Origin of the sequence: Niallia sp. FSL W8-0635, from assembly GCF_038007965.1 — a bacterium.
In the GTDB taxonomy this organism is placed as follows: Bacteria; Bacillota; Bacilli; order Bacillales; family Cytobacillaceae; genus Niallia.
This window is the reverse complement of the sequence record NZ_JBBOYD010000002.1, coordinates 1-22,071: the sequence shown is the minus strand read 5'-3', so window position 1 is coordinate 22,071 and position 22,071 is coordinate 1. Positions and strand designations below refer to the sequence as shown.

The window sequence follows — 22,071 nt, the reverse complement described above, 5'->3', positions numbered from 1 at the left end:
ATAACGATGAATGAATTATTTAAGCCACTAAAAGGTAAAATTCCTGATGTCAAAGAAATAAAAAAAAGGAAAGAGCACGTTAAAAGTATCATTATTCAATATCCGCGTTATAAAAAAATATTAGATAAAATAGAAGAACACCATCAGTTATCCTTTGGTTCTGTTCAGCCTGATGGTTTATTTATATATGGTGAAACTGGTCTTGGGAAATCTACTCTACTCAAAGAGTATGAAAGTAAATATCCGAGAAAAATTATTGATGGTTTTACAAAAATTCCGATTTTATATTTAACAGTTCCTGTAGGAGCAACACCAAAGTCAGTGGCTTCTAAAATATTGTTGAATATGGGAGATCCAAACTATGATCGTGGTACAGAGAATAATATGACTGTCAGAATATTATCTTTTGTTGAAAAGTGTGAAGTTGAAATGATTATAGTAGATGAGTTTCAACATTTAATTGATAGCGAAAGTAAAAATGTATTAAACAAAGCATCTAATTGGGTGAAAAATTTATCTAATGAAGTTAGAATACCAATATTAGTATGCGGAATGCCTGAATCAAATAAAGTCTTTGTTTATAATGAACAATTAGACCGCCGCTTTTGTGAAAAGCAAAGTTTACAGCCTTTTTCCTACCAATCGAAAGAAGAGGAAATAGAATTTAGAGCGTTTTTAAATGGATTAGATAAGCAACTGCCCTTTCCTGAGCAAGCTTTCTTAGCTGATCCAGTATTAGCAAAGAAGATTTTTTATGCAACTAAAGGAAATCCTTATTATATAAAAAAACTAATAGAAGAATCAACCGTACAGGCTTTAAAAAGTGGGAGTGATTTAATTTCTGAGGATGACTTGTATATTTCATTTAAATCCATTTCATTATCAACAAGACCCTTTGTTATCAATCCATTTAATGATGAGAAATTTAATTTGATTGATGCATTTGAGAAAGAGAAAAGGATGAAAAAATACATATAATAACGCGTAATAAGAAGGTGAAAAATAAATGAACTCGTTTTTACTAATATTAACGCTTTTATAATTGATAAACGTCTAGAACCTTGTTTCATAAGGGATTAGACGTTTTTTATGAGATTTAAGGTTAATAGTAATTAACGCTTAATTTAAAAGTTAACACTCATTTTATTTTAGTGGAGGAGTCTCTTGTGTAACTAAAGGGGGAGTTGAATAAGGTATAAGTTCAAAATATTATTTGACATTATCAATTAATGATGATAACATCTAATTAGAGGCGATAATATATGAAAACACAGGATAAAATTCAAATACGTGAATTGCTCCAGCAATTGGTAAGGGACTTTGGTCTTCTTCAGAAAGACGGATCTGATTGTTGTGGAATTACAGTATCACAAAGTCACATTGTTTATGAGTTAAGTAAGAGCCCAAATGTATCTCTACAGACATTGGCAGAAAAGTTAATGATGGATACAGGGCTTTTAAGTAGACAGGTAAATAAACTGGTTGAACTTAACTTTATTTTAAGAGTTCCAGATCCTAATGATAGAAGGTATGTCCTTTTGTCACTTACGGATGAAGGGGAATTGAAGGCAGAGGAAATTTCCAATCAAATGTTAGAGTATCTAGGTAATATTTTTCAACATATTCAGGAAGATAAACATCAACAGGTAATGGAAAGTCTAAGTTTGCTTCTATATGCAATGAATAAAAACAATGGGCTAGGTAGTTGTGCCACCAAATAAGGTGGCTTTCATTAAATATTATAATTGATAAAGTCAATTAATGTGAAAGTCAATTAAGGAGTTGGAAAAATGATTAGGAAAGTAGAGGAAAGGGATTTATTGGCTATATTAGAGATTTATAATCAAGGAATTGAAGATGGAATAGCCACCTTTGAAGAAGAACTTAAAGACGAAAACTATATTTACAAATGGTTTAATCTCCATAATGGAAGATATTGTGCTTTCGTAGCAACAAACGAACAAGGAGAAATAACTGGTTGGGCTTCCATAAATGCTTATAATACAAGAGCTGTTTACCAGGGTGTAGGAGAACTATCCATATATATACATAGGGGATTTAGGGGGAAAGGAATAGGTCAGCAATTATTACGGGTCTTAGAAGAAGAAGCAAAATCACATGGTTTTTACAAGTTAGTGCTCTTTACATTCCCTATCAATGCTTTAGGTCAAGGTCTGTATCGAAAGCAGAATTATAGGAAAGTTGGATTATTTAAAAATCAAGGAAAATTAAGAGGGGAATTTGTAGATGTAATGATTATGGAAAAATTGCTTTTTGATCAAGATTATTATTTGTTAAAAACAAAGGAGAGTAAATAATATGTCAGAATTCAAAATCGGATTAATTTAGTAATTTTTCCGGAATGATTTGTCATAAATATTCGTAATATAATTGAGTTGTTGTATTAAAATAAAGTTCTAGATGAAAAAAGTTGCTTTTTTACAAAAAGTTCTCAACTGATTTGAAGTTAAATGTAAAATAACTAAATATTTAGTATTATTTCATCTAAGATTAATTAAAATAGACAAAAAATTGGAAAACCTCTGTTCTTAAATTTGACAGAGGTTTTTATATTTTTTCCAATCAATATAAGGAAATTAACAATTATCAGCCAGCACTTGATGTTACCTAAAAATACTTGAAAAAATCACAAATTGGTAGTCACCCAATATAATTTAAGCTTAGGATTTTCCCTCCCAATTTGATAAATATCTGTATAAGCTGGACTTACTAATTCCAGTTGTATTTTGAATTTCTATTAATGAAAACTGCTTACTAATATACATATCAATTGCTTTTTGAATATTACGTAAAGACTTTTTGGGTCTACCTGTATTTTTCCCCTGGTTTTTAGCTGTTTTTATTCCTATTTTAGTGTTTTCACTTATAATATCGCCCTGAAGGTTTATTAGATGTTGTACATATTCATTAAACTTTTCTTCCATTACATTACTCGTATCAATATTCTCTTTAATAAACAAAATATAAGCATCTTTTTCCCTAATAATATTTAATATCTCCTTTAATTTTTTTAATGAATCAGCAATTGTATAAAATTTTTCAACCACAATCTTATCGTGTTTATTTAAGTTTAATAACATCTTTTTAAGTGTAGTTTTATTCTTGTGAGAACTAAGTTCTTCAGTATAGATTACGTTACAATGATAGGTAGTAAGACTTTCTAACTGATCTATACAATTAGGGTCATCTTCAACAGGCCTCATATAACCAATTAACATGTATTAGCCTCCTTAGTTTTTAAGCGTTTAAATAAACCATATCATAAAAATTATTTGAAAAAAAGAACCAAAATGGTTCCATTTTGGTTCTTTTGGTGTTAGACTGTTCAAAGTAAGTTAAAAAAGCTGATTATATATTTATTATATAAAATATTATAACGGAGGTATTTTTTAGTGATTGAAAAAATGAAGAGAGATTGGTTTTCAAATATTCCCGCAGATATTCTATCTGGAATAGTAGTTGCCTTGGCACTGATTCCAGAAGCAATAGCGTTTTCCATTATTGCGGGTGTTGATCCAATGGTTGGCCTGTATGCCTCTTTTTGTATGGCTGTAACCATTTCTTTTGTTGGCGGAAGACCAGCTATGATTTCGGCTGCGACTGGAGCTATGGCATTACTAATGGTGCCATTAGTAAAAGACTACGGTATAAACTACTTATTAGCAGCCACTATATTAACAGGTATTATCCAAGTTGTTTTTGGAGTTTTAAAAATAGCAAAGCTAATGAAGTTTATTCCGAGGGCAGTTATGGTTGGCTTTGTTAATTCTTTAGCTATTTTAATATTTATGGCACAAGTCCCTCATTTTATAGGTATCTCCAATATGACTTATATCTTTGTAGCCATTACATTATTGATTGTCTATATCTTACCAAGATTTATAAAGACGGTTCCAGCACCATTAATTGCAATTGTTTTATTAACAAGTTTAGCAATTTTCTCTGACTTTGATTTAAGAACAGTTGGAGATTTAGGTAATATCACTCAATCGTTACCATCTTTCTTTATTCCTGATGTACCACTTAATTTTGAAACATTAAAGATTATTTTTCCATATTCCATTGCATTAGCTATTGTAGGTTTATTAGAATCTCTTTTAACTGCTTCCATTGTGGACGACATGACTGGAACAGGTAGTAATAAAAATAGGGAAGCTAGAGGGCAAGGAATTGCCAATGTTATTACAGGTTTTTTTGGTGGTATGGCAAGTTGTGCGATGATAGGACAATCCGTTATAAACGTAAAGTCAGGTGGTAGAGGTAGGTTATCTACACTTGTTGCTGGACTATTTCTTATGTTTCTAATTTTGGTATTAGGGAATATAGTAGTCCAAATTCCAATGGCAGTCCTGGTAGGTATAATGATCATGGTTTCTATTGGTACATTTGACTGGTCATCTTTTACTTACCTAAAAAACGCTCCAAAAACAGATGCAGCAGTTATGTTAGTCACTGTTATCATCGTAGTAGCAACACATGATTTATCTATCGGTGTTATAGCAGGAGTTATATTAAGCGCCATCTTTTTTGTGGCTAAAATATCTAAAATTAAGTTGGTTAGGAATGTGAATAACCAGAATATTACTTTCGAGGTAGAAGGGCAGTTATTTTTCGCTTCCGTGGAAGAGTTCGTGGAGCAATTTGATTTTTCTGTGGAGAATAAGAATATTATTATTGATTTCACCAATGCGCACATATGGGATGATTCAGCTGTTGGTGCGATCGATAAAGTAGTGATTAAATATCGAGAAAATCATAACAACGTGACTATTAAAAACTTAAATGCAGCAAGTAAAAAAATCGTGGATAAGTTGGCAGTATTTAACGATCCAAATGCAAAATTATCTGCACACTAAAAAGGGGAGTGAAGTGTATAATGTATAAAAAAATACTATTAGCCATTGATGGATCAGAACATTCTAAAAGAGCAACAGAGGAAGCAATGAAAATTGCTTCTTTAAGTGAAGAAAGTACAATAAAATTAGTTTATGTTGTGGATTTTTCCAAATCAAAAGATGAGGTTTTACACGCTCATAATAAGGAGGAATTGGAGTTATCTCGCAAGAAAAAATTATTGCCTTTTGAAGAGTTATTAAATGCCAATAATATTGATTTTAGTTTTGAATTATTACACGGAGACCCTGGACCAGCTATAGTAGAACATGCTAATAAAAAAAAGTTTGATATGGTTGTAATCGGAAGCAGAGGACTTAACACTCTACAAGAAATGGTACTAGGCAGCGTCAGCCATAAGGTGGTTAAAAGAGCCAATTGCCCAGTATTGATAGTAAAATAATTGTATTATAAAACCCACTTTAAAAAAAGTGGGTTTTATTTTTGAGGAAAATGGAAATGAATGAGTTTAATTGAAAATAAAATAAAAATAACATAAATTAAGTTCCCGTTTTATATAAAAAGTTATATTATATATGTAAGCGCTTGCTTAGTTGGGAGGAATGAAAATGTATAGAAATATCTTATTAGCAACCGATGGTTCCGTACACTCAAAAAGAGCTGCATTAAACGCAATTTATATTGCTAACTGTTGCTCAGAATCTAAAGTAGAAATCGTTATGGTAAGTGATCCTTCAAAGGCAAAGACTGAGACCCTTCATAATTGGAATAGCTCTGAATTTGTTGATAAAAATAGAGGGAAAATTTCAGAAGTGGAAAAGTTAGTGAAAGAATCGGGGCTCAATTATGAAGTTGTTATATTAAAGGGAGAACCAGGTCAAGTTTTAGTAGACTACATTAATAACAAGGGTACAGATCTTGCAATAATGGGAAGCAGAGGATTAAACGTCCTACAGGAATTTGTTTTAGGTAGTGTAAGTCATAAAGTAACTAAAAGAGCTAACTGTCCAGTATTAATTGTAAAATAAACTTGCTAATTAGAAAGAAGGTTAAAACCTCCTCTAATTAGCTCTTTTTGCTATTGTTACTTTCTGAGGTTTTTTTGCAAGGATTGCTCCAAATATTCCAAGAATCGGAAATAACAGTAAAAATAATAAGCTTTCTATATAACTGTGAAAATAATCATATCCTATTCCTAGTGGCAATGGACCAATTGCAGAACCTACAACCATAACCATCATAGCAATCCCGTTTATACTCCCTAGGTATTTTCTTCCGAAATAATCAGACCATATAATATTGAGTGTAATTCTTTCTATTCCATTGCTTGCTCCCCATAATATTCCAAAAATAATTCCAATCCAAATGCTTTTTACATTTATTAACAGAATGAGGAATGTAATCTCTGTTAAGAATATCCCCATCAAAAGGATTTTTGTTTGTATTTTTTCTAGTATAAAACCTGACAAAAATGAAATTGGGAATCCAACTAATGCCATCAGGCTTAAAACACTAGCTGCTAACTGCGGGGACAGGTGCTGTTCTTGAAATATGGATAAGAGATGGAATGTAATAGCTGTATTTACAAGTGCAGGGATTCCCACGCAAACTAAAATTGCCCAAAAAGCTTTAGTTTGCATAGCTTCTTTTAAGGTCCAATCCATCACTAAATAAGAATGGGATATTTTATTATGAGATTTATTCTTGAATTTTTCTGTAATACCATCTGGCAAGGCTCCAATATCCTCAGGCCTATTTCTCACTCCTATTATAGCAAGGGGTGTGAAAATAATTAGTAATGCGACTCCCCATATTTGCCAGGTTGTTTGCCAGTCCCACTTATCAATTAACCACGTATTTGCAATAGGAAAAAAAGCAGCACTTGAAAAGCTTCCTATAGCCATAAAACTCATTGCTCTTCCTCGTTTTTTTATAAACCATTGTGGCACTATGGTATTAGGAATTAACGTCATACTTCCTTGACCCAAGAACCTAATCAAGAAAAAACCAATTCCTAACATCCAAATATTGGTAACAAAACTATTGAAAAAACAAGCTAATGAAAACAAGACACTTACTATTCCGAGCATTCTACGATAACCAAAGCGATCCATAAACTTTCCCATAAACATTATCAGAAATCCAGAGCATAAAGTAGCGATGGAATATAGACTGGATATTTCGGTTCTATTCCACCCAAAACTTTTTATGTATTCCTCAATGAATGTCGAATTTGAATAGGTTTGACCAGGCCCTGAAAAAAATGTACCTAAACCTGCTATAAAAACAATAAACCAACCGTAAAATATAGAAGTATTCCTCTTCCTTTTATTCATAGTATTAACTACACTCCTTTTGATTAAAAAGATGAGAAGATGGCTATCTAAAATAATTCTTGTATTAAGGAGCCAACCTCTAAAGTGATGAATTATAGTGGAGAATAGCTACACTAAGTAATGATTTAGTTTCACTAGTAATTAATTGGAGATTTGTAAAACACTGATGAAGTATTATTTTTCTAGATATCGATACAGAGTAGTTTTACTGATTCCGGTATGTTCCTTTATTTGGGCAAGACTGAATTTTCCACTTTTGTACATTGACATGGCAAGTTTAACATTTTTATCTGGCTTTTTTGGTCTTCCAGGTGCTTTTCCATTTTTTTTTGCTTCAAATAATCCTTCTTTGGTTTTTTCACTAATCAAGTCTGTTTGGAATTCAACTAAATGATTTAGTATCCCAGTAAATTCATAGTGTTTTGTTATGCTAGTATCGACATTTTCATGTAACGACTGCAAAAATGCGTTCTTTTTCTGAACTTTCTCCATTATTTCCAGAAGATGACGGGTGGAATCAGCAAGTGCGAAAAATTTAGTAATAACAATTTTGTCCTCACTTGAAAGAGAGTTTATTAATTCTATTAATTTTATTCTTTTTTTGGCTGAGGAATGGTCTTCTAAAATGATAGATGTGCAATTTATTGCTTCTAATTGAGTTATTTGTTTTTTGCAAGTAAGATCTTCTTGTGTTGGTCTAGCGTAGCCATATAACATATTTATCCTCCTGATGGTGTTGTGACCAAACTATAATAACATATTTTTTTATTGTACTTCCTATGATTTTCCTCTTATTAGAGATAATGTTTTTATTAAGTTTAATTGGACACAAGGTAAATCAATCAACTATGATAGATAATAATTTTTTCATATTTTTATTTATCAGGAGGATAATTGGCTTAGCTTAACAGTGCATCTCTAATTATTACTTTATATAAAAAGGTTTCTTAAAGTAGTTGAAAAAAGAAACCCTTTGTTAGTTTCTGTGACAATTTTTATAAAAGAAAATATTGTATTCTTACACTTCTATAATAATGGGTAGTAACATTGGTCGACGTCCAGTTTCAGCATATAAGAATGGACTAAGAACTTCCACAATCTCTTGTTTAATTTTCCCCCAATTTAATATATCTTGTTTGAGTAGTGTGGATACACATTCATTTACCACTTTTTCTATTGTTCTCATAAGTTCTTCAGACCCACGCATATAAACGAATCCTCTTGTAACTATTGCAGGTGGAGATACTAACTGCTTTTTTTTACTATCCATACTTAGACTTATGATGATAATTCCTTCTTCGGATAAAATTTTGCGATCACGTAATACAATATTTCCTATATCACCTATACCGCTTCCATCAACATAGACACCTTGGGAAGGTATTGTTTTACTGTTAATTCGTGCTTCATCTTCAGAGATTTCTAGTACTTGACCATTATCCATAACAAAGCAATTTTCTAGTGAAACACCCCAATCAACAGCTAATTCTACGTGTTTTTTTAACATTCGGTATTCTCCATGAATGGGCATGAAGTATTTGGGCTTTATTAGTGATATCATTAATTTTTGTTCTTCTTGGGTACCATGACCAGATGTATGAATATCACTAATTTTATGGTGTATAACATTTGCACCTACTCGGAATAATTGATTAATTGTCCGATTAACACTTATAATATTCCCAGGAATAGGAGAGGAAGAAAAAACAACTGTGTCACCTTTGACAATATGAATTTGTCGATGATTACCATTTGCTATTCTCGACAATGCAGCCATAGGTTCTCCTTGACTTCCTGTACATATAATAGTTACTTCATGAGTTGGAAGATAATTAATTTGACTGATTTCAACAAATATATCTTCAGGAGCCTGTATATAACCTAGGTTTTTTCCTATCTGAATTGTTTTTTCCATACTTCTTCCAACGATAGCGATTTTCCGCTTATAACGAATAGAAGCTTCAACTACTTGTTGTATTCTATGAATGTTTGATGCAAATGTCGCAAATAAAATACGAGATTGTGTTGCTTCGAATATCTCTTTAATCGATTCTCCAACTTTTTTTTCAGACATTGAAAAACCGGGTACTTCACTATTTGTACTATCAGATAATAAACATAAAACTCCTTCTCGACCAATTTCTGCTATTTTGTGAAGGTTGGCTTCTATCCCCATTGGTGTAAAATCAAATTTAAAATCACCTGTATGCACAATATTTCCATCAGGTGTGGTGATTACTACGCCGAAAGAATCTGGAATGCTATGTGTTGTTCGGAAAAATCTTACTTTTATATTGTCAAATTGAACATCAATATCATCTGAAATATGTATCATTTCTACATAACCTGTTTTATGTTCCTCTAACTTACTCTGAATTAATGCTGTTGCTAGAGCCCCTGCATAAATAGGTACTTTTATACGCTTAAATAAAAAAGGAACTCCACCTATATGATCTTCGTGTCCATGTGTAATAAATAAACCTTTAATTTTGTCTTTGTTTTTCTCCAAGTACGTATAATCAGGTATAACATAGTCTATACCTAATAATTCGGATTCAGGAAATTTAAATCCAGCATCTACAATTATAATTTCATCATTGTACTCGATTACATACATGTTTTTTCCGATTTCTCCTAGACCACCTAAAGCAAATATTTTTGTTTTGCTGCTATATTGTAAACTATTCATATTCTAACTCCTTCTAAATTAAAATTCGATAAGAGAAATTAATATCGATATATATCTAGATTTTATTAATGATTTTTCTAAATTTCGAAGAATTACTTTTGATATAAATATTTTATCTTCATCTTTCATACCATTATTAAGCATAGTCTATCATTTGTAGACCTAAAAAGGAACCTTTTTGAAACTGTTTCTTATGTCTCATAAGAATTAGGAAGTTTAACATTTGACAATATCAATTAATGACGTTATCATTTAGTGTAGAGGCGATAATATATGAAAACCCAGGATAAAATTCAAATACGTGAGTTGTTACAACAGTTGGTAAGGGACTTTGGACTTCTTCAGAAAGATGGTTCTGACTGTTGTGGAATTACAGTATCGCAAAGTCACATTGTCTATGAGTTAAGTAAGAGTCCGAATATATCTCTACAGACATTGGCAGAAAAGTTAATCATGGATACAGGACTTTTAAGTCGTCAGGTTAATAAATTGGTTGAGCTTCACTTCATCTCAAGAGTTCCAGACCCTAATGATAGAAGATATGTCCTTTTGTCACTTACAGATGAAGGGGAATCGAAAGCAGATGAAATTTCCAATCAAATGATGGAGTATCTCGGTAATATTTTCGAGCACATACAGGAAGATAAGCATCAACAGGTTTTAGAAAGTCTAAGTTTGCTATTGGTTGCAATGAACAAAAATAATGGGTTAGGTAGTTGTGCCACCAAATAAGGTGGCCTTCATTAAACAATATAGTTGATAAAGTCAATTAATGAAAAAGTCAATTAAGGGGATGGAAAAATGATTAGGAAAGTAGAGAAAAGGGATTTATCGGCTATATTAGAGATTTATAATCAAGGAATTGAAGATGGAATAGCCAGCTTTGAAGAAGAATCTAAAGACGAAAACTATATTTACAATTGTTTTAATCTTCATAATGGAAGATATTGTGCTTTCGTAGCAACCAATGAACAAGGAGAAATTATGGGGTGGGCTTCGATTAACCCATACAATAGTAGGGCTGCTTATGATTGCGTAGGAGAAATATCCATATATATACATAGGGGATTTAGGGGCCAAGGACTAGGACAGCAACTATTACATGTCTTAGAAGAAGAAGCAAAATCACAGGATTTCTACAAACTAGTGCTCTCTACATTTCCTATAAATACTTTAGGCCAAGGTTTATACCGAAAACTAAACTATAGGGAGGTTGGATTATTTAAAAATCAAGGAAGATTAAGAGGCAAATTTGTAGATGTAATGATAATGGAAAAGTTGCTTTTTGATCAAGATTACTATTTGTTAAATACAAAGGAGAGTAATTAATATGTCTGATTTTATCTTATCATCTTGCTGTCAGCCATCGGATGAAACTCAAGAAAATACAACTATCAGTAAAGAACTACCTATTGCTATTATTGGGGCAGGTCCTGTAGGTTTAGCTGCTGCAGCTCATTTGATTCAATATAAGCAAAAAGTGATTGTTCTAGAAGCTGGAACAGAAGTGGGAGCAAACATCCTTACTTGGAAGCATATAAAACTATTCTCACAATGGAAATACAACATCGATAAAGCAGCATCTACTTTATTAGAGAGAGATGGATGGGAACAACCGAATCTTGAGGAAATACCTACTGGTAAAGAACTCGTGGAAAATTATTTAATCCCTTTATCAAAGATTCCAGAATTACAAGAAGTAATAGCTTTAAATACAAAAGTCATTTCTATAGCCAAAAAAAATACCGATAAAATGAAGACAGCTAACAGAGAGAATGTCCCATTTGTTATTTATACAGAGTATAAAGGGACTATTCAAGTTCTTGAGTCAAGAGCTGTCATTGATGCTACTGGTACATGGGGAAATCCTAATCCAGCTAACTCCAATGGAGTTTGGTTAGAATCAGAAAAATCCCTGAAGGACAACATTTTTTATGGGTTACCTGATATCTTGGGAGAAAGTATAAACCGCTACAAAAATAAGAAAGTAGCAGTTATAGGAAGCGGTCACTCTGCCATTAATGCTTTATTAGAATTAGGGATTTTAAAGGAAAAGAACCCTAAAACAGAAATTATATGGATTATCCGCAAAGAACGGGTAGAGGATGCATATGGTGGAGAGGAAAAGGATGCCTTAGAAGCAAGAGGATTATTAGGCAGCAGGATTCATGGATTGGTGGATAAAGGGATCGTTCAAGTACACACTTCCTTTAGAGTAGATCAGTTGATAAAAAGGAATAATACCTCAACGCTAAATATTATAGGAGAAGTGAACGGTGTAAAGCTGGAAATTGAATCGATTGATGAAGTTATTGTCAATACAGGAAATCGACCTAGTTACTCTTTTTTAAATGAATTACGTACAAAAGTTGATTTTGCTACTGAAAGTGTAGAGGCAATTTCTCCTTTAATTGATCCTAATTTGCATAGCTGTGGAACAGTTCGTCCACATGGTGAAAAAGAATTGAGGCAGCCTGAGAAGAATCTATATATTGTTGGATCTAAAAGCTATGGTCGAGCTCCAACCTTCTTAATGGCTACAGGATATGAACAGGTACGTTCAATAGCAGCATTTATGGCAGGAGATATAGAATCTTCTGAAAAAGTAGAGCTAGATTTACCTGAGACAGGGGTTTGTAGCGTGAGTTTCTCTAATATTACACCTAATAATAGTTGTGAGACGAATTCGTGTTGCTCCTAATAATTAAGAGTGAGGGTTATATATGGTTATAAATAAAGGTGGCAATCTAAGTAAAGATTATTTTAAAGCTTACTTGAAATTAATCATGAATAGTTTGGAAGTTTCCATTGAATTAGCAAGAGAGAAGGCTTTTGCAAGATTATTTAGCAATAAAGAAAATACACTTGGATCTATATCCTATAGTAATTTCATTCGAGCTTATTGCGAATTAGAGAAGGAAATAGCTCATTAATTAAATATACTATTGAAAAGAGAAAATAAGAGTTTAACTAACTCTTATTTTCTTGCATACTATGACTACTCCATTTAGTATAAAGGTAATTCAAATGGAACGGATGATTATACATGACTATTGAACAAATAGATACTATTGCGAATATTTTGAAACTACTAGGTGATAAGACAAGGTTATCCATAATGGGAATGCTAATGATAAATGACTGCTGTGTATGTGAATTTGTGGATGTGTTTCAAATGTCACAGCCAGCTATAAGTCAACATTTGAGAAAATTAAAAGATGCTGGTCTGGTTAAAGAGCAAAGAAAAGGCAAATGGGTTATCTATTCTCTAGAGCAAGGAAATCAATATTTCCCTATGATTAAAAACATTTTAAATTACATTCCAAATCAAAATGAAAAATTTATTTGGCTTGAGGAAAACGGAATGCGTATTTCTTGTGAATAAATAAAATAATAAGGGTTAATGTGGTTGACATTAACTTTTTTTATAATTAACATATAAGCATATAATTATATACGCAAATGAGTTCTTCATTAATATCTTTGATTGGTTACATGAGTACCATTTTTTTTTGAAGATACTAAGGGAGGTAAATAAATCTGGCAACTGTAATGGATATAAAGGATACTGCAAATGTATTAAAGCTTTTAGGAGATAAAACAAGATTATCTATGGTAAGCATGTTGGATGAACAGGAGTGTTGTGTCTGTGAATTTGTTGAACTTTTTAATATGTCACAACCTTCTATTAGCCAGCATTTACGGAAGATGCGAGATCTTGGAATTGTTAAAGAACAAAGAAAAGGTCAGTGGGTGGTTTATTCTTTAAACACAACAAGTGAATACTACGTATTAGTTAAAGAGTTATTAAAACATGTTCCAAGTCAGAGAGAAAAATTACTATGGCTAGAGGAAAAGGGTTTAAGAATTATATGTAATTAATGGAGGTTAACAGCTTTGTTACAAACTATATTAGCAATAATTATCTTTTTAGTAACACTGACATTAGTTATCTGGCAACCGAAAAATCTTTCGATTGGTTGGTCAGCATGTGGCGGGGCAATATTAGCTCTTCTTGTTGGTGTAGTTGATTTCAATGATGTCATTGACGTAACTGGAATTGTTTGGAATGCAACACTTGCATTTGTCGCAATCATTATTATTTCTTTAATCTTAGATGAAATAGGATTTTTTGAATGGGCAGCTTTACATATGGCAAGAGTTGCTGGTGGTAATGGACTCAAGATGTTTGTTTACGTTGCTATTTTAGGTGCTATTGTTGCAGCGTTTTTTGCAAACGATGGGGCAGCACTAATTTTAACACCAATCGTTTTAGCGATGGTTAGAGCTTTAAAGTTAGACGAGAAAATGGTTTTTCCGTTTATCATTGCAAGTGGTTTTATAGCAGACACTACATCATTACCTTTAGTTGTTAGTAATTTGGTCAACATTGTTTCTGCTGATTTCTTTGATATCGGATTTGTAGAATATGCATCCAGAATGATTGTGCCAAATATTTTTTCTTTAATAGCAAGTATCCTGGTGTTGTACTTATATTTCCGTAAAAGAATTCCAAAGGTTTATGATTTAAATCAATTAAAAGTACCACAAGAAGCAATAAAAGATTTAAAGATGTTTCGTTTATCTTGGATGATTTTAGCTGTTTTACTTATTGGCTATTTCGTGAGTGAATTCCTGTCTATTCCAGTCTCAATCATAGCAGGTGTAATTGCGATTATTTTCCTTGTATTTGCAAGAAGAAGCGCTGCTGTATCTATTAAGAAAGTAGTAAAGGGTGCTCCGTGGGCAATTGTATTCTTCTCTATTGGAATGTATGTCGTAATTTATGGATTGCGTAATGTAGGTTTAACAGACCTGCTATCTAGTGTTATTCAAGCAGCTGCAGACCAAGGATTGTTTGTTGCAACCATGGGAATGGGATTCATTGCAGCAATCATATCGTCCATAATGAATAATATGCCAACTGTACTTATTGATGCATTAGCAATTGCAGATACAAATGCTACAGGAGTAATAAAAGAAGGGTTAATTTATGCCAATGTTATTGGATCTGATTTAGGTCCTAAGATTACACCAATTGGTTCATTAGCAACGTTGTTATGGCTCCATGTTTTATCTCAAAAAGGTGTAAAAATATCATGGGGAACTTATTTTAAAACAGGTATTGTCTTAACTATTCCAACCCTTTTGATAACTCTAATCGGCTTATATCTGTGGCTTTCCATTCTTTCATAAATGAACGGGAATTGTTAATTATACAGAGTAATATTGATACTAATTTTGGAGGATATAAATATGAAAGTACTAATTATAGGATCTGTAGCAGCAGGAACATCTGTAGCAGCAAAGGCACGTAGGAACGATGAAAATGCGGAAATCACTCTATATAATGCAGACTATGACATTTCTTATTCCATATGCGGTATTCCTTATTTTCTAGGTGGAGAAGTAGAAAATCTGGAAACATTAACTCCAAGAAGTGCTGCTTGGTTTAAAAAGCGATATAACGTAGATATTTTTACTCGTCATGAAGTAACTACAATTGATGCCGAGCAGAAGAAAGTTCAAGTGAAGAACTTAGATACAAATGAAATAAAAGAAGACTCTTATGATGTATTGGTTTTTGCAACAGGGGCTTCTCCAATTAAACCTGATATTGATGGAGTAGATGGAGAGCATGTTTTCCAAGTTCGTACGATACAAAATACAGCAGCTATTGATCAATATATGAAAGCAAACCAACCAAAGAAAGCAACCATCATAGGAGCTGGCTATATTGGATTAGAAATGGCAGAACAGCTTACTCATAGAGGTTTAGAGGTAACAATCGTACAACGTAGTAATCATGTAATGGCACATATGGATAAAGATATCGCTTCACGAGTGGAAGAACACTTAGTTAAAAAAGGAGTCAATCTCATCTTAAATGATGAGGTAACTGCGATAAGCAAGAAGGAAGTACAAACTAAATCAGGAAAAGCTATTGAAACGGATATTGTTATATTAGCTACGGGTGTTCGTCCAAATACACAATTGGCTAAGGAAATCGGTGTTGAAATTGGTAGTACTGGAGCTATTGCAGTTAACTCCAAAATGCAGACTAACCTTCCTGATGTTTATGCTGTTGGTGATGTTGCTGAAAGCTACTCCGTTATTACAGGAAAACCTATCTATCGTCCATTAGGAAGTACAGCTAATAAAATGGGAAGAATAGCTGGAGATGTAATAACGGGAGGTTCTTTAGAACACCGAGGTATTTTAGGTACTGGTATCTTAAGAGTATTTGATTTGGCTGTTGGTCAAACAGGTATGAATGAAGTAGAAGCATTAGAAGAAGGCTATGATATCGAAATACTTCATAATATTAAACCGGCTAGAGCAGAGTACCTCGGAGGAAAAGAATTAGTTATTAAAGCAATTGCTGATAGAGAAACTGGCAGAATATTAGGTGTACAAATAGTTGGAGAAGAAGGTGTAGATAAACGGATTGATGTATTTGTAACAGCAATGACGTTTAAAGCAAAAGCAGAAGATTTATTCCATCTAGATCTTGCCTATGCACCTCCATTCAGTACAACAAAAGATCCAGTAATGTACACTGGAATGGCTCTGCAAAATGCTATTGAAAAGAAAAATAAGCTAATTACACCAAAGGAACTAACGGAGAGAATAGAAAAAGGAGAAGCTCTTCAAGTAATTGATACCAGAGCACCAAAACAACATAATGTATCAAAAGTGGAGAGTGCAATAAATATACCACTAGGTGAATTACGTGTGAAAAGTAGAGAGCTTGATCGTAACTTACCAACCGTAACTTACTGTAATGGTGGAGTCACTGGGAATGCTGCACAAAATGTTTTGCGTAACTTAGGGTTTAATGATATATATAATCTTTCTGGTGGAAATAAGAATTACCAAAATTATATGAAGAACAAATAATAATTAACATTTAGACCTCGGGTGTAGAGTACTTGGGGTCTTTTTTTGCAAAAGTGTTATATATCCAATACTAAGTTAAGAAGAAGAGCTTGTAAAAAAATGTACTTAAACAAATGAGTGCTTCCCTTGAATTATTGGAACTTCTCTTCCTTATGTCGCTATGGGAGCAGAATAATTATACAAGGTGATTATTATGATTTTTTCGTTCCAGATAGAAATTGATATAATGAACTCTAATCAAACTTACAATCTTGTTTCAAAAGATAAAGAGATGGTGAAAGTTAGTAATTTTGAAAGATAGCGAAGTTTCAATGTATTTCGCTTATTGTAATGAATGATGAAGCATATCTTGGTATAATTGACTATGAGTGTTAACATTTTGTTATATATGGATAAATGAGGGATTTGAATTGGCGTTAAATTTATTGTTACATAAAAAAAATGATATAAAAAATGATAATTTAATCGTACTGATACATGGACTTGGTGCATCTGATAATACATGGAAACAGGATGGTATTTCATGGATAGATCTATTTTTAACTGATGATACATTTAAAAATGTAGATGTAGCGGAAATAACTTATGATACATTCCATTTAGCAAACGGATTATTGGCTCTAATGGGAATTAAAAAACTTAAACTAGGTAAATTTAAAAGTTTTTCTGTTGGAAAAGGTCCTTTTACTACTATTGAAACTTTGGCTAGGGAATTAAAAAGAGAAATTGACTCGAAAAAAATTAAGCAATATAAAAATGTATTATTAATCGGTCATAGTATGGGTGGATTAGTAGCTATAAGATATATTCTCGAGGAACTTGAACATAATCAAACTCATAATGTAAAAGGTATGATTAGTTTAGCTACACCATATAATGGTTCTTCATTTGCTTTATATAATCAATTAATAAAGAGTATAAACAAGCATGCTCAAATTCCATCTTTAGAGCCTAATAGCAGTTTTTTAGATGAAACGATAAGATTATGGCAAAAGCATTTAGAAACAATTAATTTAGATTTTAAATTTTTCTTTGGAACAGAGGATACTATTGTGCCAGAAAACAGCGCCATTCCACATATTGTCAGATCGAAATGGACAGGAGGAATTCCTCTTCCAGGAGATCATAGTGGGATCTTAAAAGTAGAAAATCATAGTTCTATAAGTTACAGACATGTTAGTGAAGCAGTAAATGAGATTTTTGAAAGAGATATTGTATTAAAAAAAAAATAATAGATGAGCAAAGAAAGCTAACTTTAGCAAAATCTATTTCACGACTTAAGGCAAATGGTTTGGATAAAGAACAAGCTTTATATTTTTTAGAGAATAAACACTATAATTTTGAATATTTAAAGCCAACTGACGAAAAACGATTAGTAGTAATAGAAGGTGAGTTTGGACTAGGTAAATCTTTTGCTATTGATAAGATTTATTTAGATTTGTTATTAAGAGCAGAGAATGAATTTGATTTTCCTATTCCGATAAGTATAAATGCAGCACAATTAGACATTGACGTTCAAAAGTATCTAGAAAAAATAGTTCTTGATAAATCAAAAAGATACTGGATTATAGTAGATGGAATGGATGAAGTATCAGTATCAATCGCATCAAATATATTAGAAAATATGCGTATTGCTATTGAAAGATGGGATAATCTCTGCATAATCCTTACAAGCAGACCATTAAGTATTTTTGCTAATATCTCTGAAAAGATAAGAATGAAAGGTTTGAATGAAGATGAAGCATTAGAGATAGTAAATTTTATCAATAATCAGCAAAAACTTTATCATTTTTACAATCTACCTAAAGACATAGAAGTAGTAATTCAACGTCCTCTTTTCGCGATTTTACTTGGATTATATTTAAGAAAAACAAATAATATAATCCCAAATACCAGTGGCTAACTACTAGCATACTTAATAGAAAACGCCTTTAAAAATGTAGAAATAAATGAATCAAATACAAATCAGTTACTAATGAATTTAGCTATGATAAGTACTAGCAGTGGAAATGTTCCTGTTAAAAAGACTGAAATAGGTGACATTGTCGAAGTTAGGAGTCTCTTAAACAGTGGTTTGATTATTGAAGAAAATGGTTACATATCATTTGTTCTTCCGATATTGAATCAATGGTTTGCTGCTAAGTCGTTATCCGAAAATATGATAAATATTAATCACATAATTGAAAAGGGTACTTTAGATTACTGGAAATATCCTCTTATTATTCTAATTACCATATTTAAGGAGGATACTATTGACAATATTCTTCGCGAAATTGTAGAAAAGGTACCAGGTTTTGCTTCAGTACTAATAGAGGAAAGTATAAAAAAATGGGGAATTCATAATGATATAACCTCTTTATCAACACAAGAATGTGGAGAAAAAATTAGAATGACCATGAGTTCTTGGATAAAATCTTTAGGCATCTTAGCTGATATTATTGCACCAGTGGATATGAATCGAACTATCCTACCTATTGGAATAATGAAAGATGACGAATGGTTATATATATCTTGGTATAGGGGAAGAAAAAAACTGCCTGAAATCAATATCCTAGATGGAAATAAGATTGAATATGACTGGCTAAGTTATAAAGGAGCTAGACCAGGTGATAGATCAAGTTGGTATTGGAGATGGACATTCGAGGAATTAAGGGGTAAATTAACAAAAATAATTAAAAATAAGGCATTGCCCATCTGTACAGAGATAATTTATAAAGAATTAATGTGGAGCACTTCCTTAAAAATAGTCAGGAAAGGCTCTTTATACACCAAAAGTATCAGTATAAATGAAATAAAATCTAGAATTGAAAAAGAATATCAGAATATTTCAGATATAAATGTAAATAAAAAACGAGTTCCAATGTCATTGTATAAGGATTACATTGCAAATTTAGAGATTAAAGGTATTAATGTTGTAGAATGTCCGATACCTGGGGAGGATATTGAAAATCCTAAAGACAATTGGGTATGGAGTGCCTACTCCGATGAACAGCTATATATAAGAACTGTAAAAATTTATAAAGAAGTGATTATTGGATATAAAGAGATTGTTGAAACATTCTTCCCATTATTAAAAAATAGGTTAAGGAAGTTTGTACTTTATCCTTTTACTCTAAAAGGAGATTTACAAGCACCTAAAGAAACAGATGGATTCTCTGCGGGTCCGGGATTAAATTGGCACTTAGAACCTTTGCCATCAGATTATAAAGATTTTATTTTAGATATCCAATTTACAAAAGAAGATTCAGATGATTTTCATCTTGATGATAATATTATCTATGAAATTGGTAAAAAAATTAAAGAATATCGTCGAGATGATTGTATGTGGTTAAGTGTGACTCGTACTGGTCAAGTATTAGATATATTCGAGGATACACCAATAACTGACATTATTTATAAATGGCTAGAGCAAGACTTGAAATCAATAAATTGGGTTGATTAGTATTATATAGAGAGTTAATTAAAATCCTAAAATTTACACCCAAATTTAAAGTTACACATTTTGATTATTTTATCATTTGTGTAGCTTTTTTGAATTATTTTTGCCCCAAAAGTTGCTCTTCCTCCTGCATAGCCACCTTTATATTCTTTGTAGTTCTGTAGCTAATATATTATTTCTAATAGAAAACAAAATATTTTTTCCGATTAAATATGAAAAAATAATTAGTATTTATCTATTAAAATGACCGTTCCTGATAATTATGAAGAAAACAATAAAAAAATAGGCGCTTTAGCAAGATTGCATTCCGAAAGATTATGAAAAATAACATATTGATGGAATTTAGTATAAGTATAAAGAAGTTATAATCTAAAAAATTTAAAAGGTGGACCTTAATATGCCAGTATATAGCATTTTTAATAATACTAAAGTGAAAGTAACTCCAACGGAAGCAGCAATAGATGTTGCAGCCGCTTATATAGGAAATAAAACGCTAACCATCTTACCTAGTTTTAACGGACAAGACTATAAAGGTGATACAATCACTCTCTTTATAGTAGGTGGAAGTTATAAAGGACATGAATATTTACCTGAATCGGGTATTACCAAAATACAAATAAGATATAAATATAATTTAAACGTATTCTTATGTAAATTAAGAGAATACTTCAAGGTCAATATTCTTCATGAAGACATAGTTGATTCACTTTCAGATATCAAAATTAGTTAAATGTAACAATTAAAATGGCATTCAAAAATCTCTCGGCTTGATAGGTACATTATTCAACCGAGAGATTTTTAATATTTAGAAAATGTATTTTATTTTCTACACTTAATAAATAAAGTACATTATTTATTAAGTGTAGAACTATCATAACAACCAAAGATAATTTCTTAGATAAAAACTTATTAATAAGAAATTGAAATTCCTTTTTATTCCTTGTGTTTTCTATTGTTGAACAAGGTTCTTTAATTAATAATCTTTTTCTTTCTTCAAGTAACAATCCTACATCTTTGTCTTCCTCTTTTTTTAGTAAAGCTGCATATTAATGTTAATTCAAAACAAATAGATGAACTATTATATGTTATTCGATTGGAAAATATTCTAAGAAGGTATCGATGAGGTTTTTGAGGTCGGTGGAAGTATTGGTTGCATCATATTGGTTTTTTAGATGGAGTAACAAATCATAGTCGTTCAATTATATCCCTCCTTTCATATTAATCTTTCTATTTCATAAGTATATAATCCTACTAGTTCACAATTTATTCAAAAAAAGTTTAATTTTTGGTACACTCTCTTCACTTTTTCCCTATAACTCTTTAGATGTTTAATATTAACCGTTTGTCCTAATAGAAGTTAAGATTGCAAGTATCTAATTATAGGGCTGAAATTACTCGAACATTTTCCGGTTATATATAAAGGACAGTTAACTATAATAAAGTCACGAACGAAGTAATCTATTTACTTAGAAAGTTCAAAGTGAAAGGAGATAATAAAATGAAGAAAAAAGAAGTAATTAACCAATTAGAAAATTTCTTAAATGAGGTAAACAGAAGAAAGGAAGATCAACTTTTAAAAAAGTTGTATGATAAGCAAATTCTTGATGAATTATCTTCAGATGTTCTTTATATTAAGGTCATCTTAGAAGGAAGTTCAAATAACGAAATTCTTCTCAGCGAAATGGAAGAATTACAAATTCATTTTGACCATATGAAAGAACTTGTTGAATCAGATCTCTTTAGTCCACTCTATCATTTAATGATAGGTTTAGAGTTCTTTTAGAATAAAAGATCCGTTTAACTGGACTGTGTTAGAAAGATTCCCACTCTTT

23 protein-coding genes are annotated in these 22,071 nt (G+C 31.7%); 19 read left to right on the top strand and 4 right to left on the bottom strand.

What is annotated here, in order from left to right; genetic code table 11:
* Positions 1-6: 6 nt before the first annotated feature.
* From NYE52_RS22385 to NYE52_RS22375, 3 genes are all read left to right on the top strand, one after another.
* Positions 7-978 carry a TniB family NTP-binding protein gene (locus NYE52_RS22385; RefSeq protein WP_016204945.1) on the top strand — a complete coding sequence of 324 codons (972 nt, stop codon included), beginning with the start codon at positions 7-9 and terminating at the stop codon, positions 976-978.
* Positions 979-1,262: 284 nt separating this feature from the next.
* On the top strand, positions 1,263-1,721 hold the full coding sequence (locus tag NYE52_RS22380; RefSeq protein ID WP_016204944.1) for a MarR family winged helix-turn-helix transcriptional regulator: 459 nt from the start codon (positions 1,263-1,265) through the stop codon (positions 1,719-1,721).
* 69 nt (positions 1,722-1,790) lie between these two features.
* Entirely contained in the window at positions 1,791-2,318 is a 528-nt protein-coding gene (locus NYE52_RS22375) for an arsinothricin resistance N-acetyltransferase ArsN1 family A (protein WP_016204943.1), read from the top strand.
* Positions 2,319-2,681: 363 nt separating this feature from the next.
* Here NYE52_RS22375 and NYE52_RS22370 read toward each other — a convergent pair whose 3' ends face one another.
* Complete coding sequence (locus NYE52_RS22370) at positions 2,682-3,239, bottom strand: recombinase family protein (protein ID WP_016204942.1); 558 nt, start codon at positions 3,237-3,239, stop codon at positions 2,682-2,684.
* Between the two features lie 174 nt (positions 3,240-3,413).
* Here NYE52_RS22370 and NYE52_RS22365 point away from each other — a divergent pair, with 174 nt between their 5' ends.
* From NYE52_RS22365 to NYE52_RS22355, 3 genes are all read left to right on the top strand, one after another.
* On the top strand, positions 3,414-4,877 hold the full coding sequence (locus NYE52_RS22365; RefSeq protein WP_016204941.1) for a SulP family inorganic anion transporter: 1,464 nt from the start codon (positions 3,414-3,416) through the stop codon (positions 4,875-4,877).
* A gap of 20 nt (positions 4,878-4,897) precedes the next feature.
* Positions 4,898-5,317: a universal stress protein gene (locus tag NYE52_RS22360; RefSeq protein ID WP_016204940.1), complete on the top strand. Its 420-nt coding sequence runs from the start codon at positions 4,898-4,900 to the stop codon at positions 5,315-5,317.
* A 166-nt stretch (positions 5,318-5,483) separates the two neighbouring features.
* Positions 5,484-5,903, top strand: a complete 420-nt coding sequence (locus tag NYE52_RS22355) for a universal stress protein (protein WP_016204939.1) — start codon at positions 5,484-5,486, stop codon at positions 5,901-5,903.
* 33 nt (positions 5,904-5,936) lie between these two features.
* Here NYE52_RS22355 and NYE52_RS22350 read toward each other — a convergent pair whose 3' ends face one another.
* From NYE52_RS22350 to rnjA, 3 genes are all read right to left on the bottom strand, one after another.
* Complete coding sequence (locus tag NYE52_RS22350) at positions 5,937-7,211, bottom strand: MFS transporter (protein ID WP_016204938.1); 1,275 nt, start codon at positions 7,209-7,211, stop codon at positions 5,937-5,939.
* Positions 7,212-7,385: 174 nt separating this feature from the next.
* Positions 7,386-7,928 (bottom strand): recombinase family protein, encoded by a 543-nt coding sequence (locus tag NYE52_RS22345; protein WP_016204937.1) that lies wholly within the window; start codon positions 7,926-7,928, stop codon positions 7,386-7,388.
* Positions 7,929-8,229: 301 nt separating this feature from the next.
* Complete coding sequence (rnjA, locus tag NYE52_RS22340) at positions 8,230-9,900, bottom strand: ribonuclease J1 (RefSeq protein ID WP_047945031.1); 1,671 nt, start codon at positions 9,898-9,900, stop codon at positions 8,230-8,232.
* A gap of 273 nt (positions 9,901-10,173) precedes the next feature.
* Between rnjA and NYE52_RS22335 the strand changes: the two genes are divergently transcribed.
* The 13 genes from NYE52_RS22335 to NYE52_RS22275 all read left to right on the top strand — a co-directional run bounded on the left by NYE52_RS22335 (position 10,174) and on the right by NYE52_RS22275 (position 22,022).
* Positions 10,174-10,632: a MarR family winged helix-turn-helix transcriptional regulator gene (locus NYE52_RS22335; protein WP_016204934.1), complete on the top strand. Its 459-nt coding sequence runs from the start codon at positions 10,174-10,176 to the stop codon at positions 10,630-10,632.
* 69 nt (positions 10,633-10,701) lie between these two features.
* Positions 10,702-11,229: an arsinothricin resistance N-acetyltransferase ArsN1 family A gene (locus tag NYE52_RS22330; RefSeq protein WP_016204933.1), complete on the top strand. Its 528-nt coding sequence runs from the start codon at positions 10,702-10,704 to the stop codon at positions 11,227-11,229.
* A 1-nt stretch (position 11,230) separates the two neighbouring features.
* Entirely contained in the window at positions 11,231-12,601 is a 1,371-nt protein-coding gene (locus tag NYE52_RS22325; protein ID WP_109769256.1) for an NAD(P)-binding domain-containing protein, read from the top strand.
* A gap of 22 nt (positions 12,602-12,623) precedes the next feature.
* Positions 12,624-12,833: a hypothetical protein gene (locus tag NYE52_RS22320; RefSeq protein ID WP_016204931.1), complete on the top strand. Its 210-nt coding sequence runs from the start codon at positions 12,624-12,626 to the stop codon at positions 12,831-12,833.
* A gap of 113 nt (positions 12,834-12,946) precedes the next feature.
* Positions 12,947-13,285 carry an ArsR/SmtB family transcription factor gene (locus NYE52_RS22315; protein WP_016204930.1) on the top strand — a complete coding sequence of 113 codons (339 nt, stop codon included), beginning with the start codon at positions 12,947-12,949 and terminating at the stop codon, positions 13,283-13,285.
* A gap of 167 nt (positions 13,286-13,452) precedes the next feature.
* Positions 13,453-13,782, top strand: coding sequence for an ArsR/SmtB family transcription factor (locus tag NYE52_RS22310; protein ID WP_016204929.1), 330 nt, complete (start codon positions 13,453-13,455; stop codon positions 13,780-13,782).
* A gap of 15 nt (positions 13,783-13,797) precedes the next feature.
* On the top strand, positions 13,798-15,096 hold the full coding sequence (locus tag NYE52_RS22305) for an arsenic transporter (RefSeq protein ID WP_016204928.1): 1,299 nt from the start codon (positions 13,798-13,800) through the stop codon (positions 15,094-15,096).
* A gap of 60 nt (positions 15,097-15,156) precedes the next feature.
* Entirely contained in the window at positions 15,157-16,800 is a 1,644-nt protein-coding gene (locus tag NYE52_RS22300) for an FAD-dependent oxidoreductase (protein ID WP_016204927.1), read from the top strand.
* A gap of 410 nt (positions 16,801-17,210) precedes the next feature.
* Positions 17,211-18,032: an alpha/beta fold hydrolase gene (locus tag NYE52_RS22295; RefSeq protein ID WP_047945083.1), complete on the top strand. Its 822-nt coding sequence runs from the start codon at positions 17,211-17,213 to the stop codon at positions 18,030-18,032.
* 59 nt (positions 18,033-18,091) lie between these two features.
* Entirely contained in the window at positions 18,092-18,703 is a 612-nt protein-coding gene (locus NYE52_RS22290) for a hypothetical protein (RefSeq protein ID WP_047945082.1), read from the top strand.
* Between the two features lie 72 nt (positions 18,704-18,775).
* Positions 18,776-20,242, top strand: coding sequence for a hypothetical protein (locus NYE52_RS22285; protein WP_109769258.1), 1,467 nt, complete (start codon positions 18,776-18,778; stop codon positions 20,240-20,242).
* Between the two features lie 394 nt (positions 20,243-20,636).
* Complete coding sequence (locus tag NYE52_RS22280) at positions 20,637-20,969, top strand: hypothetical protein (RefSeq protein ID WP_016204923.1); 333 nt, start codon at positions 20,637-20,639, stop codon at positions 20,967-20,969.
* Between the two features lie 768 nt (positions 20,970-21,737).
* The gene (locus NYE52_RS22275; protein ID WP_016204921.1) at positions 21,738-22,022 is read left to right on the top strand and encodes a hypothetical protein; all 285 of its coding nucleotides are present in this window, start codon (positions 21,738-21,740) and stop codon (positions 22,020-22,022) included.
* Positions 22,023-22,071 lie beyond the last annotated feature (49 nt).